We start from the raw sequence: 14,361 nt of genomic DNA, 5'->3' as shown, positions 1-14,361 counted from the left end.
TCTGGTGACTGACACTGCGCATTCGCGAGCAAGCCCGCTCCCACATTTTTGATCCAGTTTCGTCAGTTACGCCGTTGCGCGATGCAAGCTGGCCAGGAACCCCGCCGCCCCAACGAACAAGCCAGCAAACGTACGGTTCATGCGTTTCTGCTGCTTCGGTGTGCGCAACAGGCGCAACACTTTCGACGCCAGCCCGGTGTAGCCGGCCATCACGATCATGTCCACGCAGATCATGGTCGCGCCCAGGATCAGGTATTGGTTCAGCAGCGGCGCCTGCGGGTTCACGAACTGCGGCAGCACCGCCAGCATGAACACCAGGGCCTTGGGGTTGCTGGCGTTGACCAGGAACCCGCGGAACATCATCGCCATCGGCTTGCCGATCGGGCGAATCGCCGCGTCATCGCTCAGGTCGGTTGGCAGCGCGCGCCATTGCTTGATGGCCAGGTACACCAGGTACGCTACGCCAAACCATTTGATCGCATAAAACGCGGTGGAGGATGCGGCAAGAATCGCCCCCAGGCCACCGGCGACCACGGCAATCTGCATCGCCAGGCCCAATTGCAGGCCCAGGGCGTTCCAGTAACCGCGCAGGAAACCGTATTGCAGGCCGCTGGACATCGACGCAATGGCACCGGCGCCAGGGGAAAGACTGATGATCCAACTGGCCAGGAAAAAGGCCAGCCATGTGTCGAGCGCCATTACACACCTCAGAGCTTAGTTTGCTGAATGTTTCTAAACTAACGCTGCCGGCTGAGAAATGGCTAGAAAAATTTTGGGGTGCGCCTTTGTGGCGAGGGGGCTTGCTGTGGCGAGGGAGCTTGCTCCCGCTGGAGTGCGTAGCGCTCCCGGCTTTTTTTGGGGCTGCTACGCAGCCCAGCGGGAGCAAGCTCCCTCGCCACAGGTTAAGGCAGCACGTCGCTGCCGCGCCAACGGCGCACCGAGCGCTGGAAGAACAGGCTGTTGGGCACTTGCACCATGACACTGCCGGTACCGGCCTCTTCCACTTCGATCAGCGTGGTGTAGAGCAGGTTGATCGCCACCACCCGGCCTTTGACGCCGGGCTTGTCGACGGTGTCCACCAACTCGACCACATCGCCCAGGCGGAACGGCCCGACGGTGAAGATCAGGATGGCGCACAGCAGGTTGGACAACACCGACCACATGGCGAAGAACGCCACCGCGGCCACCGCCACAAAACCCGACAACGCCGTCCACAACACCGTGGCAGAGACGCCCAGGCGCTCCAGCACGAAGATCAGCGCGCTGCCCATGATCAGCCAGCGCAGGCCGCCGCGCAGCGGCATCAGCAACTGCGGCGGGAACGGATAACGTTCCCCCAGGCGGTTCAGGCATTTGGCGACGAAACGCTGGGCGAAGTAGCCAGCCAACAGGATCAGCAGAATCTGTACGGCCACCCAGATCGGCGCGATCCATTGGGCCGGCAGCGGCAGTTGCAGCGCTTCCATCAGGACAGCGCCTCCAGCTCCGCTTGCAAGGATTCCAGCAGTTCGAGGGCTTCCATCCAGGTCTCCTCCAACTGCGCTTCACGTACCTTGAGCTTGGCCTGTTCGGCCAGCAGGTCGCGCAATTCATCCTTGCGGGCCGGCTCGTAGACGGCGCTGTCACCCAGGCTGGTTTCGATCTTCGCCAGCTTCTCGTGGATCTTGCCCAATTCGGCTTCCAGCTTGTCCGCTTCACGCTTGTGCGGGGCCAGTTGCTGACGCAATGCAGCCGCGGCCTGGCGCTGGGCCTTCTTGTCGGTCTTGTCCGGGTTGACCGGCGTGTTGCTGACCGGCGCGTTGCGCAGGCGGTAGTCCGACAGCCAACGGGCATAGTCTTCCAGGTCGCCGTCGAATTCCTCGACCTTGCCGTCAGCCACCAGCAGGAAGTTATCCGTGGTGCTCTTGAGCAGGTGGCGATCGTGAGACACCACCAGTACCGCGCCGCTGAATTCCTGCAGGGCCATGGTCAACGCCAGGCGCATTTCCAGGTCGAGGTGGTTGGTCGGTTCGTCGAGCAGCAACAGGTTTGGCCGGTCCCAGGCGATCAGGGCCAGGGCCAGGCGGGCCTTTTCGCCACCGGAGAAATTCAGCACCGGCTCGTCAATGCGCGCACCACGGAAGTCGAAACCACCGAGGAAGTCCCGCAGGGTCTGTTCGCGTTCGGTCGGCGCCAGGCGCTGCAGGTGCAGCAGCGGGCTGGCCTTGGCGTCGAGGGAGTCCAGCTGGTGCTGGGCGAAGTAGCCCACCACCAGGTTCTCACCGCGCACCAGGCGGCCGGCCAAAGGCTGCAATTCGCCCGAGAGGTTTTTGATCAAGGTCGACTTGCCCGCGCCGTTGGGGCCAAGCAGGCCGATCCGCGCGCCAGGGGTGAGCTGCAACTTGACCTTCTCGAGGATGGTCTTGTCGCCATAGCCCAGGCGGGCATCGGAAAGGTCCAGCAACGGGCTGGAGATTTTCACCGACTCGCGGAACACAAAGTCGAACGGTGAATCGACGTGGGCCGCCGACAGTTCTTCCATGCGCTCCAGGGCCTTGATCCGGCTCTGGGCCTGACGGGCCTTGGTGGCCTGGGCCTTGAACCGGGCGATGTAGCTTTCCATGTGCGCGCGCTGCGCCTGCTGCTTCTCGTAGGCCTGCTGTTGCTGGGCCAGGCGTTCGGCACGGGCGCGTTCGAAGGCGCTGTAGCCGCCGCGGTACAGGGTGATTTTCTTCTGGTCGACGTGGGCAATGTTGTCCACCACGGCGTCGAGGAAATCCCGGTCGTGGGAAATCAGCAGCAAGGTGCCCGGGTAGCTTTTCAGGAAGTCTTCCAGCCACAGGATCGCGTCGAGGTCCAGGTGGTTGGTCGGTTCATCGAGCAGCAACAGGTCCGAGGGGCACATCAGCGCCTGGGCCAGGTTCAGGCGCATGCGCCAGCCACCGGAGAAGTCGGCGACCGGGCGGTCCATCTGTTCGTTGGTAAAGCCAAGGCCGGCAAGCATCTTGCGCGCACGCGCGTCGGCGGTGTAGCCGTCGGCGCTGTCCAGTTCCGAGTGCAGGCGGGCCTGTGCGGCGCCGTCCTGGGCTTTCTCGGCCTCGGCGAGGTCGTGTTGCACCTGGCGCAGGCGCAGGTCGCCATCGAGCACGTAGTCGATCGCAATGCGGTCGAGGGTGTCGATCTCCTGGCGCATATGGGCGATGCGCCAGTCGGCCGGCAGCAGACAATCCCCGGAGTCGGGAGTCAGCTCACCCAGCAGCAAGGCGAACAACGTGGATTTGCCGGCGCCGTTGGCACCGATCAGGCCGGCTTTGTGACCGGCGTGCAGGGTCAGCTCGGCGTCTTCGAGAAGACGTTGCGGGCCACGCTGTAATGTTAGGCTTTGAAGTCGGATCATAATGGCGGCGGAGTCTACCAGCTTCGTTGGCCGCTGGCTTGGGTGTGAATATGTGCGCTGACCTGTGGAGCTTTGCCCTCTCGACTTACGCCCGCCCAGGCGTCGAGGACGCGTGCCTGCGCTTGCAGGCGCAAGGGGCTGATGTGTGCCTGGTGTTGTGCGGGTTGTGGCTGGAGCAGCGGGGTGTGGCGCCGGAAACGTCGCGCTTGCAGGCACTGCGGCAGATCGCCGGGCCGTGGCAGGCGGAGGTGGTTGAACCGCTGCGGCAAGTACGCACGCGATGGCGGGCCATGGCGCAGCAGGATGCTGAGCTGGGAGCGTTACGGGAGCGGGTCAAGGCTTTGGAATTGGATGCAGAAAGGCTGCTGCTATCACGCCTGGAAGGTGTGGCGCAGCGTTGGCCGATGGCCGAGGTGAATCATCAAGCATGGGTTGAAGGACTGGCGGCCGAAGCCGCCAACCTTGACCACGACGCGCTGCATCAGCTGCGCGCCGCGGTTACCGGCACTTAGGAAGCGCTGGTTGGGGTGACGCTTGGCGCTGCCGGTGCAGGCGTGCTGCTGGCCGGAGCGGTTGGCGCTGTGGTGCTGGCAGCAGGTGCAGCCGGGGTCGCAGGCTTCGCAGCTGGAGTAGCTGGTTTGGCTGGTGCTGGCTTGGCGGCGGCAGGTTTCGCGGCTGGTTTGGCAGCAGCAGGTTTGGCGGCCGGCTTGGCAGCTGGTTTCGCAGCAGCAGGTTTAGCGGCTGGCTTCGCAGCTGGTTTTGCAGCAGCAGTTTTAGCAGCTGGCTTCGCGGCTGGTTTTGCAGCAGCGGGTTTAGCGGCTGGCTTCGCAGCTGGTTTCGCAGCAGCGGTTTTAGCAGCTGGCTTCGCGGCTGGTTTCGCAGCAGCGGTTTTAGCCGCTGGCTTGGCAGCTGGTTTTGCAGCAGCGGTTTTAGCAGCTGGCTTGGCGGCTGGTTTTGCAGCAGCGGTTTTAGCGGCTGGCTTGGCAGCTGGTTTTGCAGCAGCGGTTTTAGCGGCTGGTTTGGCAGCTGGTTTCGCAGCAGCAGTTTTAGCCGCTGGCTTGGCAGCTGGTTTCGCAGCAGCAGTTTTAGCGGCTGGCTTGGCAGCTGGTTTTGCAGCAGCAGTTTTAGCCGCCGGTTTGGCAGCCGATTTAGCCGGTGCTTTTGCCGCAGGCTTGGCCGCAGCTTTCGCAGGTGCCTTGGCGGCGACTGCTTTGCTGGCTGGCTTCTTCGCTGAGCTGGCTGCAACGGCCTTAGCCGGAGCACGGGTGCTCAGCACTTTGCCTACAGCTTCCTTCACACGACCAACACCCTGGGCCAATTTCAGGCTCTCGGAAGCATCACGCTTGAGTTGGGAAATGTAGGTGCGGGTTTCGGATTGACGATCCTTGAGGGCGTCGAGCAAGTCCTCAAGTTCTTTGACGGCGTCCTTGGCCTTGGCTTGTGCCTTGGCTTTGCCAGCGGTCGCTGCGCCTTGCAGTTTGGTGCGGGATTTGTGCAGTTTTTCCTGAGCTTTGCCGCGTTGTTTTTCAAGCTTGGCGAGCAACTTCTCAGCATCAGCCAAGGCTTGTGAACAGGCGCTTTCCAAATGTTCGAGCAGGCTGCCCGAAAGTTGTTGGAGCAAATGCAACGGGGTATTTACAGGCTTCTGTTTGGCCGACATGGTTTACCTCCTGGCTGACGTGGGTGCGGCTCATACTAGCCCTCTGCTCTTACCGCCGCTAGGGCATGTTGACAGTATCGATTGGCTTGCGTTGCACCGCACGAAAATTCTTATTGATATAACGAAAATCCACGCCACTTTTTAAGCATTCACACTGGCATAATCCATCGCACTTTCGGCTGGAGAACGCCCATGTCGCGTTACCTTTTTTTAGTGTTGAGCGTGGTGCTTTGCGTGGCCAACGCAAGCGAGAAATCCCCCTCCAAAGATGACCACGACCTGGCCTACAGCCTGGGCGCGAGCCTGGGTGAGCGCCTGCGCCAGGAGATGCCTGGGTTGCAGGTAGAGGCGCTGATCGACGGACTCAAACAGGCCTATCAAGGTAAGCCACTGGCCCTGGACGACACACGCATCGAACAGATCCTTGCCCAGCACGAAGCACAAAACGCGCCGGACAATCGAGCACCACAAAGTGAAAAGGCACTCGCTGCCGAGCAACAATTTTTAGCCAGTGAAAAATCCAAAAGTGGTGTGCGTGAATTGGCAGACGGCATCCTGCTGACCGAACTGACCCCTGGCAGCGGGAAGAAACCGGCGGCCGATGATCGCGTGCAAGTGAATTATGTTGGGCGGTTACCCGACGGGACCGTCTTCGACAAGAGCACACAACCTCAGTGGTTTCGCCTGGACAGTGTGATCAATGGCTGGCGCAGTGCGTTGCAACAGATGCCGGTGGGCGCGAAGTGGCGCCTGGTGATTCCATCCGACCAAGCCTATGGCGCTGATGGCGCAGGCGAACTGATCCCGCCTTATACGCCGCTGGTATTCGAGATCGAATTGCTCAAGGCGGGCGCCTGAGCCCAAACGAAAAACGGTGCGCAATGCGCACCGTTTTCTTGTGTCGGGGGGAGTCAGGCCTTAGCCGTCAACTCTTCCTTGTGAGCGTTGTGCAGCACTTCGATCAGGCAATCTTCCAGCTCGAAACGCTCGTGAAGCAAACCGCCCAGCTCTTTGAATTTTTCTGCAACGCACTTGCCGGCATCACACAGGTCGTTGAACGCCAGCAGCTTCTCGGTGATGACATCGATGCGCGGGTAAATCGTCTCTGCCAAGTCCAGGCCACGTTGATCGTCGAAAGCCTCGGCCTCTTTGGTCAACTGCTCGTAGACACCGAAGTGCCCCGCCGAGACGTAATCCACCAATACCCCACAGAATTCCTGCAACGGCTTGCGGTTCTCGCTTAGCGCTTCGGGTTTGGCACCGAGAGCATCAAAGGCCCGAACCAGTTCGTGACGCGCTTTCAACCAACCATCGATCAGTTTATGCACCCCACCCCAGCGTTCCTGAGCATTCTGACAACTTTCCAGCATGATGATCTCTCTTCCCTATAGGGGCGCCGCACACTGCCCGCGCAACACTTCAAGGTTAAAGCGGCAACCGGGCAACGGTGCATCGAACAGTCTGTTTCAATAACGCGTGCGGGCCAGATTATGCCCGCATGACTATGGCATCAAGGTACGCAGGAGAGAAAGTTCATACAAGTGTTTAATCCCTTCCTACAACCTGCGGGCACCTCTCAGTGCCGTGCAAGGCCAAAACGCTGGCTCAGCAGCAACCGCGAGAACTGCGCGATGCCAAGGATCAGCATCGCCACGAAGAACAGCAGGCTCCACTCGGGAATACTCAAGTCGAACAGCGTCCAGTTGATTTCCACGCAGTCGACGGTGCCCTTGAAGATCAAGGCCAACGTCTCTCTCAGCGACAGGTTCTCGATCATGGATTGAAGGCCGGGCCAACAGGCAGGCAACTGTTCCGGCGGCGTATTTTGCAGCAGCACCTGGCGTACGGCGGTAATGGCGCCCAGCACTGCACACCCCATGCTCGCCGCCCAATACAGGTAGATCCCGGACCGCTTCGGCCCATGAATCGCCGCCACGAGATTGATCAGCGTGAAGGCAGCCACAAGAATTCGTTGCACCTGGCACAGGAAACAAGGCCGCAAAAGCGCGGCGTATTCCAGGTAAAAGGACGCGCCCAGCGTCAGCGCACCAGCCAGGAACGCCAGGAGGAACAGGGAGCGTGAGGGGGCCAAAGACATTGTTTATCCGCAACGCAAGAGATAGGTAGTTACGGTAGAGGAAAGACCTTACCCCTTTCAATACGCGCCAGAGCAGACGATTCCGCGAGAGCGTAGGGATATCCCGTCAGAAGGCGAGCGATTAAACGCGCGTCTACGTAGGAGTTTACTACAAGCCGTATTGACTACAGCTATTGGGCATTATTGAAGGGTTGGCCACCAGACAATTCTGAGGCAACCCTTACTCTGTTTCCTACTTCAAACCCGTGCCGGCACCGGCAACGGTGACGCCAGCAAACGCTTGTCCAGCAAGCCCAGGCCTTCCTGGAACAACTGGTTGCTGCGCTCGGTGTCGCCCAACTGCGCCAGCAGGCGTGCCAGCTCGGCGCAGGCCTCAGGGTTGCGCTGCACCTGAAGGCTGCTTTCAAGGTAATCCCGCGCCTTGCCCCACAAGCTGTTTTGCAGGCACAGGCGCCCCAGGGTCAGCAGCAGGCTGGCATCGCCTGGATGGTCCTTGAGCCAGCCTTCGGCGAACTTCAACTGCTTCGCCGGATCGCTGCCACGCAGCAGCCCGTAGAGCCGGATCAGATGACTGTCGTACTCGCGCTTGAGGGCACCGCGCAGCACTTCTTCGGCCTTGGCGTCCGCGCCCAACTGGCGCAGTTGTTCGGCGTACGCCAGCACCAGTTGCGGCTCCTGGCGCTGGGCCGAAGTCAGTTGTTGCCAGGCCAGCTCCAGGGATTGCTGCCCGGCCTCGCCCTGCTCTTCGCGCTGGGCAGCCAGGGTCAGGTTCTCGCCCCAGGCGCGTCGCTCCAGGTCGGCCAACTCGGCAGGCGGCAACACCTTGTCCTTGCGCAACTCCGGCAACAGCCGGATTACCGAAGACCAATCGCCACGCTGTTGATACAGCCGCTGCAGTTGGCGCAATACCTGGACGTTATGCGGATGACGCTCATGCATGGCCTGCAGGGTGACCAGGGCGCCATCGGTGTCACCGCGGTCCATCTGCAACTGCGCATGACTCAAGGCTACCGCGAGTTCGGCCTGGGGCTGGCGCTCAAGCGCGCGTTCCAGCAGGCCATCCGCTTCCTCATAACGGCCCTGTTCGTTGGCCGCACGGGCCGCGCCGAGGTAGTAGAGCAATGGCTGGCGTTCGGCTTCGGCCGCACGGTGCAAGTGGCGCTCGGCACTGGCCCAGCGCCCTTCGGCGAGGTCCATCTGGCCCTGCTCGATGGCAACCTGGACCCGACGGCTGCGGTTGCGCCGCGACCACGGATTGACCACGCCACCCGAGGTCAGCACCAGGCCCAGCAGCACCCTGGCCAAATAGATCACCAGGCCGATGGCAAACAACGCCACCAGCGTCGACCACAGCCCGGACTCGTAATGCAGCACATGGGGATAGGTAATCAGCACGTAGCCGGTATGTTTCGAAATGCCCACGGCCAGTGCCAGGGCGATCGCAATCGCCAGCACCAGGATCACATAGAAGCGCTTCATCGGCTTTACTCCTGGGTCGCCGGCTTGCCAGCGGAAGCCTTGGCTTCCTCGGCAGACAGGTGGCGACGGTCAAGGTAAGCCTGCACGGCAGCCAGGCTCGCGGCCAGGTCCGGCGTGACCACCGAGACGGCCTTGGGCTCAAGCTCGGCAATACGGGCCAGCATGGCTTTGCTTTGCGGGTTGTCTTGATTGAAGTTGTCCTGCAACACGCTGCGGGCCTCGCCCAGGGATCGGCTGTACACCGCCGGCTCGCCGTTGAGCGCCGCCCATTGCGCCTGCTCAAGTGCAAGGCTCAGGGCCAGGCGCACCTGGTTCAGGCCTTGCCCTGCCAGGAGCGGGCGAATGTTGTCATCAGGATTGAAGTCGATGCGGAAATACCGCGAGATCTGCGCCCACCACTGACTCCAACGGCTGTCCGTGTCGGTGGTCGGACGCCCATCATTGGCCGCTTCAGGGAGTTGGTATTCCGGCGCGATGGCCGCCAACTGCACGACCTGATCGCGCAATGCCGCCAGTTGCAGGTACAGCCCGGTACGGTCGGGCTGTTCGATATTGCGCAACGCGGCGAGGCTCTTGGCCAACTGCTCACGGGCGGCGTAGGAGCCAGGGTCACTTTGTTCGCGGAGGATTTCGTCAGCGCCCTGGACCAGTGCCTGGGCACTGTTGATGTCCTGCAAGGCGGAAAGACGCAGGCTGGCCAGGCGGATCAAGTGCTCGGCCTCGGCCAGGCGCCAGTCCTGGCGGCTGGCCCCCAGCACGGTTTCCAGGCGCTGGCTCAGGCGTTGTTGATCACCCTGCAATTGCGCCACCAGCCGGCGACGCTCTTCCAGCTCATCGGCGCCGGGCAGTTGCCCCAGACGGGCCGACAGCTGCTGCTGGCTCTGCTTGAGGCTCTGGGATTGGTCGTCCAGGGTTTGCACTTGGCCCAGCTGTTGCTGGCTGCTCGCCTGCAGTGCGCGGACCTGCCAGATCCCCCAGCCACCGGCGGCAACGCCGGCGGCGCCGAGCAACAAGGCCACGATGGCCAGGCCGTTGCCACGGCGCGGGGCGGTGGTGACCGGTGTCTCAACAGGCGCATCAAGCGCGGGCTGAGCTTCATCTTTAGGCAAGGCTGTTTCGCTCACGTATCCATCCTTTGCGTATTAGAGAGTGGGAACGGAAACACTCCGTAACGCCACTAACAAAGCCGCGGCACTGGCGCCACGACAATCCACAACTTCTTGCGCGCCAGCGGCACGCGCCATCTCGGCGACTCGCGGGCTGGGCACGAACAACGGCAGCTGTGCCACCTGGGGCCAATCTGTACCGGCCAGCGCTTGCAGGTGTAAAAAACCCTGCCCACTGCTGACCACCACGCCGTTCAAGCGTTCCACGTTTATGCGCTGGGTCAGCGTTGCACGGTCGTAGTCCGGCAGGAAACGGCGATACAACTCCAGATAGTCGACACTAGCACCTTGCTCGCGTAAACGCTCAGCCAGCAGCTCTCGCCCGCCCTCGCCCCGCAGGATCAGCACCCGGGCGCCGGGCTTCGAGATAGCCTCGCGCAAGGCGACCAGTTCAAGCAAGGCTTCACTGTCGTCGCCGTCGTGGGGATAACTGACATCAAGGCCATGCTCGGCCAACACCTGCGCCGTAGCAGCGCCGACACTGAACCACGGTAACGCCGGCGGTTGCGGCCAGTGTTGAGCCAACAACTGCAAGCCCAGGCGCGCGGCCGGCTTGCTCACCACGATCACCGCGCAATAGCGGTCCAGCTCGCGAAAAACAGTCTGTTGTTCAGGCGTGACAGGCAGCGCTTCAATCTCCAGCAACGGCAGGCTGCTGCTGAAAACACCTTCTTCGGATAACGTCGCCGCCAGGGCCGCCGACTCCTCGGCAGGCCGCGTCAGCAGCACACGCCATTGCATCACTGCGGCCCGGCCTCGCCGTACACCGCTTGCAGAATGGCACCGGCGCCTTTTTCCAGCAGTTCCTCGGCGACCTTGATACCCAGGCTGGTGGCCTCGCTTTGCGGCCCGCGAATCTCTGCGGTGAGCAACAACCCACCACTCGGGTCGCCCACCAGGCCACGCAGCCAGAGGTTCTCGCCCTCAAGCACGGCGTAACAGGCGATCGGTACCTGGCAGCCACCGTTGAGGTGCTTGTTCAGGGCACGTTCGGCGGTGACGCGAATTTCGGTGTCCTGGTGATCCAGCGGCTTGAGCAGCGCATGAATTTCGCTGTCGGCGGTGCGGCATTCAATGCCCACAGCGCCCTGCCCGCCGGCCGGCAAGCTGTCTTCGACGCTGATGGCCGAGGTGATGCGGTCTTCAAAGCCCAAGCGGATCAAGCCGGCTGCCGCGAGAATGATCGCGTCATATTCACCGGCGTCGAGCTTGGCCAGGCGAGTATTGACGTTGCCCCGCAGGAAGCGGATTTGCAGGTCCGGGCGGCGGGTCAGCAACTGCGCCTGGCGACGCAGGCTGGAGGTGCCGACGACGCTGCCCAGCGGCAGCTCATCCAGGGAGGCGTAGGTATTGGAAACGAAGGCATCGCGGGGGTCTTCGCGCTCGCAGATGCAAAACAGGCCCAGGCCTTCGGGGAAGTCCATGGGCACATCTTTCATAGAATGCACGGCGATGTCGGCTTCGTTTTCCAGCAGCGCGGTTTCCAGCTCCTTGACGAACAGGCCCTTGCCGCCGATTTTCGACAGTGGCGAATCAAGCAGCTTGTCGCCGCGACTGACCATGGGCACCAGGGACACCTTCAGGCCAGGATGAGCCTGCTCAAGGCGTGCTTTGACGTATTCGGCCTGCCATAAGGCCAGGGCGCTTTTACGGGTGGCGATGCGGATTTCGCGAGAGGACATGGATCAATCCGTACTGAATAGATACGGCAGATAATAACAGCTCAGGCAAATGCGCTTTGATTTGAATCAGCAAGTGCGGGGCCTCCCTGGCCGCGTCGCACCGGGATATGGGCGGTGAAGCTCGCGTCAGCCCTCGGGCTAAAGCTGCTGCATCATCTTGCGCACACCGGCGACATGGCGCCGGCTGACGATCAGGGCGTCGCCATTGAGGCCCTTCAGGAACAGCTGAAAGTGCCCAAGCGGCGTGCGCTGCAGACGCTCGATTCGCTCGCGGGCCACCAGCGCATTGCGGTGGATGCGCACAAAGCGGTCGCCAAATTCATCTTCCAACGCCTTGAGTGGCTCATCGAGCAGCACTTCACCAGCCTCGTGACGCAAGGTCACGTACTTGTGATCGGCGATGAAGTAGACCACCTGGTCCAGGGGAATCAACTCGATGCCCTTGCGGGTACGGGCGCTGATATGGCTACGCGGCCCGTTGCCGCCCTGGGCTGCGGGCTGGGTCAAGGCTGCCAGTTGGACACGATTGGGACGCTCGGCCTTTTTCAAGGCGCGAAGCAACGCATCGGCATTGATCGGCTTGACCAGGAAACTGGCGCCGCTGGCATCCAGGGCCTCGGAAGAGAACTCATCCTGGGAGGCGCACAGCACCACCGAAGGCGGCGATTCTCGCTCGCTCAGGCGGGCAGCCACCTGCAAGCCATCAAGGCCCGGCATGCGGATGTCGAGCAACACGACGTCCGGCTTGAGGCTGTCAATAAGGGCCAAGGCTTCCTCGCCACTGGTGGCGCTCGGCTCAAGGACATTGTAACCCTCGAGTTCACTGACCAAACGGCTCAGTCGCTCGCGGGCTTGGGGTTCGTCATCAACGATCAGGACATTCATATTGCGCTGGATTCCTGCGTGAGTCTCGCACAAGGATAGCGTAGACAGGTGCGGTGACTTCCGTCACGGCGATCCACGCTAAGACTAGCGCGAGCGGCAAAAAGTGCCCCGAGAGTGGCACCAATATTTACCCGGACCTGTTCAATCGCGCCCAAAGCCTGCTGCCTTCGGGCATCGTCGTAGGGTTTGCTGATACACAATACGAACACCCCCTCTCTAATGGATAGCCTGGAGTTCGACCTCATCGCCCGGCATTGGTGCAGTGCACCTTCCGTCAGCGCGAAGCTCTATCAGTGCAACTGTAGACGCTGGCGAAGACGATATTGCTCAATCGTCAAATATCGTTTCAATAAACACGCTTTGTTTGACCAAGGACCGCAAGTTTCCCCCCCGATCGGTCCTGGCTCCAGTCTCGTCCTGCGCGAGTCCGGGGGCAAGGCACTTAGCCATCTTGGAAACAAATAAAAATGCCCCGCCCCGCCATCGTCGCCTCCGGGGGCAACCCTGTTATTATCGGCGCCACACTTTCATGCCCTCTTTCCAGCAGATCACGAGCGAATCCATGAGCACCGACAAGACCAACCAGTCCTGGGGCGGCCGCTTCAGTGAACCCGTCGACGCCTTCGTCGCGCGCTTCACCGCCTCCGTCACTTTCGACCAGCGCCTCTACCGCCACGACATCATGGGCTCGATCGCCCACGCCACGATGCTGGCCAAGGTCGGCGTGCTGACCGACGCCGAGCGCGACAGCATCATCGACGGCCTGACCACCATCCGTGGCGAGATCGAAACCGGCACCTTCGACTGGCGCGTCGACCTGGAAGACGTGCACATGAACATCGAGGCCCGCCTCACCGACCGCATCGGTGTGACCGGCAAGAAACTGCACACCGGTCGCAGCCGTAACGACCAGGTGGCTACCGATATCCGCCTGTGGCTGCGGGACGAGATCGACCTGATCCTGGCAGAAATCACCCGCCTGCAAAAAGGCCTGCTGGAGCAGGCAGAGCGTGAGTCCGGCACCATCATGCCCGGCTTCACCCACCTGCAGACCGCACAGCCTGTGACCTTCGGCCACCATCTGCTGGCCTGGTTCGAAATGCTCAGCCGCGACTACGAGCGCCTGGTGGACTGCCGCAAGCGCGCCAACCGCATGCCTCTGGGCAGCGCTGCACTGGCTGGCACCACCTACCCGATCGACCGCGAATACACCGCGCAGCTGCTGGGTTTCGACGCCGTGGGCGGCAACTCCCTGGACGGCGTGTCGGACCGTGACTTCGCCATCGAATTCTGCGCCGCGGCCAGCATTGCGATGATGCACTTGTCGCGCTTCTCCGAAGAGCTGGTGCTGTGGACCAGCGCGCAATTCCAGTTCATTGACCTGCCGGACCGCTTCTGCACCGGCAGCTCGATCATGCCGCAAAAGAAAAACCCCGACGTGCCGGAGCTGGTACGCGGCAAGAGCGGCCGTGTATTCGGTGCGCTGATGGGCCTGTTGACCCTGATGAAAGGCCAACCGCTGGCCTACAACAAGGACAACCAGGAAGACAAGGAACCGCTGTTCGACGCCGCCGATACACTGCGCGACTCGCTGCGAGCCTTTGCCGACATGATCCCGGCGATCAAGCCCAAGCACGCCATCATGCGTGAAGCGGCCCTGCGCGGTTTCTCCACCGCCACAGACCTGGCGGATTACCTGGTACGCCGTGGCCTGCCGTTCCGCGACTGCCACGAGATCGTCGGACATGCCGTGAAGTACGGCGTGGACACCGGCAAGGACCTGGCGGAAATGAGCCTGGAAGAACTGCGCCAGTTCAGCGACCAGATCGAGCAGGACGTGTTTGCGGTGCTGACCCTGGAAGGCTCGGTGAATGCCCGTAACCATATCGGCGGGACTGCGCCGGCGCAGGTGAAGGCTGCCGTGGTTCGCGGCCAGGCATTGCTCGCCAGCCGCTAAAAGCTTCGCGAGCAAGCCCGCTCCCACATTCGACTGCATTCCAAAGGTGGAACTCGAT

Annotated in this window: 14 protein-coding genes; 3 read left to right on the top strand and 11 right to left on the bottom strand. The window is 61.9% G+C overall.

The genetic code is table 11. The annotated features are described in order from the left end of the window. Positions 1-66: 66 nt before the first annotated feature. From ACW9I6_RS23240 to ACW9I6_RS23230, 3 genes are all read right to left on the bottom strand, one after another. Entirely contained in the window at positions 67-699 is a 633-nt protein-coding gene (locus ACW9I6_RS23240; protein ID WP_003208844.1) for a LysE family transporter, read from the bottom strand. 203 nt (positions 700-902) lie between these two features. After that, a complete protein-coding gene (locus ACW9I6_RS23235) occupies positions 903-1,466 on the bottom strand; it encodes a mechanosensitive ion channel family protein (protein WP_003208843.1) in 564 nt (187 codons plus the stop codon). Next, positions 1,466-3,376: an ATP-binding cassette domain-containing protein gene (locus ACW9I6_RS23230; protein ID WP_003208841.1), complete on the bottom strand. Its 1,911-nt coding sequence runs from the start codon at positions 3,374-3,376 to the stop codon at positions 1,466-1,468. The genes ACW9I6_RS23235 and ACW9I6_RS23230 overlap by 1 nt, the downstream gene beginning before the upstream one ends. Before the next feature lie 50 nt (positions 3,377-3,426). Here ACW9I6_RS23230 and ACW9I6_RS23225 point away from each other — a divergent pair, with 50 nt between their 5' ends. Then, positions 3,427-3,888, top strand: a complete 462-nt coding sequence (locus ACW9I6_RS23225; protein ID WP_008439308.1) for a TIGR02444 family protein — start codon at positions 3,427-3,429, stop codon at positions 3,886-3,888. Here ACW9I6_RS23225 and ACW9I6_RS23220 read toward each other — a convergent pair. After that, positions 3,885-5,036: an AlgP family protein gene (locus ACW9I6_RS23220; protein WP_457339884.1), complete on the bottom strand. Its 1,152-nt coding sequence runs from the start codon at positions 5,034-5,036 to the stop codon at positions 3,885-3,887. The two genes, ACW9I6_RS23225 and ACW9I6_RS23220, sit on opposite strands and share 4 nt — an antisense overlap. Positions 5,037-5,228: 192 nt before the next feature. Here ACW9I6_RS23220 and ACW9I6_RS23215 point away from each other — a divergent pair, with 192 nt between their 5' ends. Continuing rightward, entirely contained in the window at positions 5,229-5,894 is a 666-nt protein-coding gene (locus ACW9I6_RS23215; RefSeq protein WP_003208833.1) for an FKBP-type peptidyl-prolyl cis-trans isomerase, read from the top strand. A gap of 53 nt (positions 5,895-5,947) precedes the next feature. Here the strand turns inward: ACW9I6_RS23215 and ACW9I6_RS23210 are convergent, their stop codons facing one another. From ACW9I6_RS23210 to ACW9I6_RS23180, 7 genes are all read right to left on the bottom strand, one after another. Further along, complete coding sequence (locus tag ACW9I6_RS23210) at positions 5,948-6,406, bottom strand: Rsd/AlgQ family anti-sigma factor (RefSeq protein ID WP_008439329.1); 459 nt, start codon at positions 6,404-6,406, stop codon at positions 5,948-5,950. Positions 6,407-6,612: 206 nt separating this feature from the next. Further along, positions 6,613-7,134 carry a disulfide bond formation protein B gene (locus ACW9I6_RS23205; protein WP_003208831.1) on the bottom strand — a complete coding sequence of 174 codons (522 nt, stop codon included), beginning with the start codon at positions 7,132-7,134 and terminating at the stop codon, positions 6,613-6,615. Between the two features lie 237 nt (positions 7,135-7,371). Further along, positions 7,372-8,613, bottom strand: a complete 1,242-nt coding sequence (locus ACW9I6_RS23200; protein WP_003208828.1) for a heme biosynthesis protein HemY — start codon at positions 8,611-8,613, stop codon at positions 7,372-7,374. Between the two features lie 5 nt (positions 8,614-8,618). Then, positions 8,619-9,737: a uroporphyrinogen-III C-methyltransferase gene (locus tag ACW9I6_RS23195; RefSeq protein ID WP_003208826.1), complete on the bottom strand. Its 1,119-nt coding sequence runs from the start codon at positions 9,735-9,737 to the stop codon at positions 8,619-8,621. 18 nt (positions 9,738-9,755) lie between these two features. After that, on the bottom strand, positions 9,756-10,523 hold the full coding sequence (locus ACW9I6_RS23190) for a uroporphyrinogen-III synthase (protein ID WP_371135986.1): 768 nt from the start codon (positions 10,521-10,523) through the stop codon (positions 9,756-9,758). Continuing rightward, positions 10,520-11,461, bottom strand: coding sequence for a hydroxymethylbilane synthase (hemC, locus tag ACW9I6_RS23185; RefSeq protein ID WP_008439333.1), 942 nt, complete (start codon positions 11,459-11,461; stop codon positions 10,520-10,522). The genes ACW9I6_RS23190 and hemC overlap by 4 nt, the downstream gene beginning before the upstream one ends. A gap of 138 nt (positions 11,462-11,599) precedes the next feature. Next, on the bottom strand, positions 11,600-12,346 hold the full coding sequence (locus tag ACW9I6_RS23180; RefSeq protein ID WP_003208820.1) for a LytR/AlgR family response regulator transcription factor: 747 nt from the start codon (positions 12,344-12,346) through the stop codon (positions 11,600-11,602). Positions 12,347-12,908: 562 nt separating this feature from the next. Between ACW9I6_RS23180 and argH the strand changes: the two genes are divergently transcribed. Then, positions 12,909-14,303: an argininosuccinate lyase gene (gene argH / locus ACW9I6_RS23175; protein WP_457339883.1), complete on the top strand. Its 1,395-nt coding sequence runs from the start codon at positions 12,909-12,911 to the stop codon at positions 14,301-14,303. Positions 14,304-14,361 lie beyond the last annotated feature (58 nt).

The sequence above is a fragment of the Pseudomonas sp. SDO5522_S412 genome, from assembly GCF_054071215.1.
This window is presented reverse-complemented; position numbering and strand designations above follow the sequence as displayed.

Coding starts and splice junctions, on each gene's coding strand:
- ACW9I6_RS23210 (WP_008439329.1), bottom strand. CDS start 6,406: ATGCTGGAAAGTTGTCAGAATGCTCAGGAACGCTGGGGTGGGGTGCAT.
- ACW9I6_RS23215 (WP_003208833.1), top strand. CDS start 5,229: ATGTCGCGTTACCTTTTTTTAGTGTTGAGCGTGGTGCTTTGCGTGGCC.
- hemC (WP_008439333.1), bottom strand. CDS start 11,461: ATGTCCTCTCGCGAAATCCGCATCGCCACCCGTAAAAGCGCCCTGGCC.
- ACW9I6_RS23180 (WP_003208820.1), bottom strand. CDS start 12,346: ATGAATGTCCTGATCGTTGATGACGAACCCCAAGCCCGCGAGCGACTG.
- ACW9I6_RS23225 (WP_008439308.1), top strand. CDS start 3,427: ATGTGCGCTGACCTGTGGAGCTTTGCCCTCTCGACTTACGCCCGCCCA.
- ACW9I6_RS23230 (WP_003208841.1), bottom strand. CDS start 3,376: ATGATCCGACTTCAAAGCCTAACATTACAGCGTGGCCCGCAACGTCTT.
- ACW9I6_RS23200 (WP_003208828.1), bottom strand. CDS start 8,613: ATGAAGCGCTTCTATGTGATCCTGGTGCTGGCGATTGCGATCGCCCTG.
- ACW9I6_RS23205 (WP_003208831.1), bottom strand. CDS start 7,134: ATGTCTTTGGCCCCCTCACGCTCCCTGTTCCTCCTGGCGTTCCTGGCT.
- argH (WP_457339883.1), top strand. CDS start 12,909: ATGAGCACCGACAAGACCAACCAGTCCTGGGGCGGCCGCTTCAGTGAA.
- ACW9I6_RS23240 (WP_003208844.1), bottom strand. CDS start 699: ATGGCGCTCGACACATGGCTGGCCTTTTTCCTGGCCAGTTGGATCATC.
- ACW9I6_RS23235 (WP_003208843.1), bottom strand. CDS start 1,466: ATGGAAGCGCTGCAACTGCCGCTGCCGGCCCAATGGATCGCGCCGATC.
- ACW9I6_RS23220 (WP_457339884.1), bottom strand. CDS start 5,036: ATGTCGGCCAAACAGAAGCCTGTAAATACCCCGTTGCATTTGCTCCAA.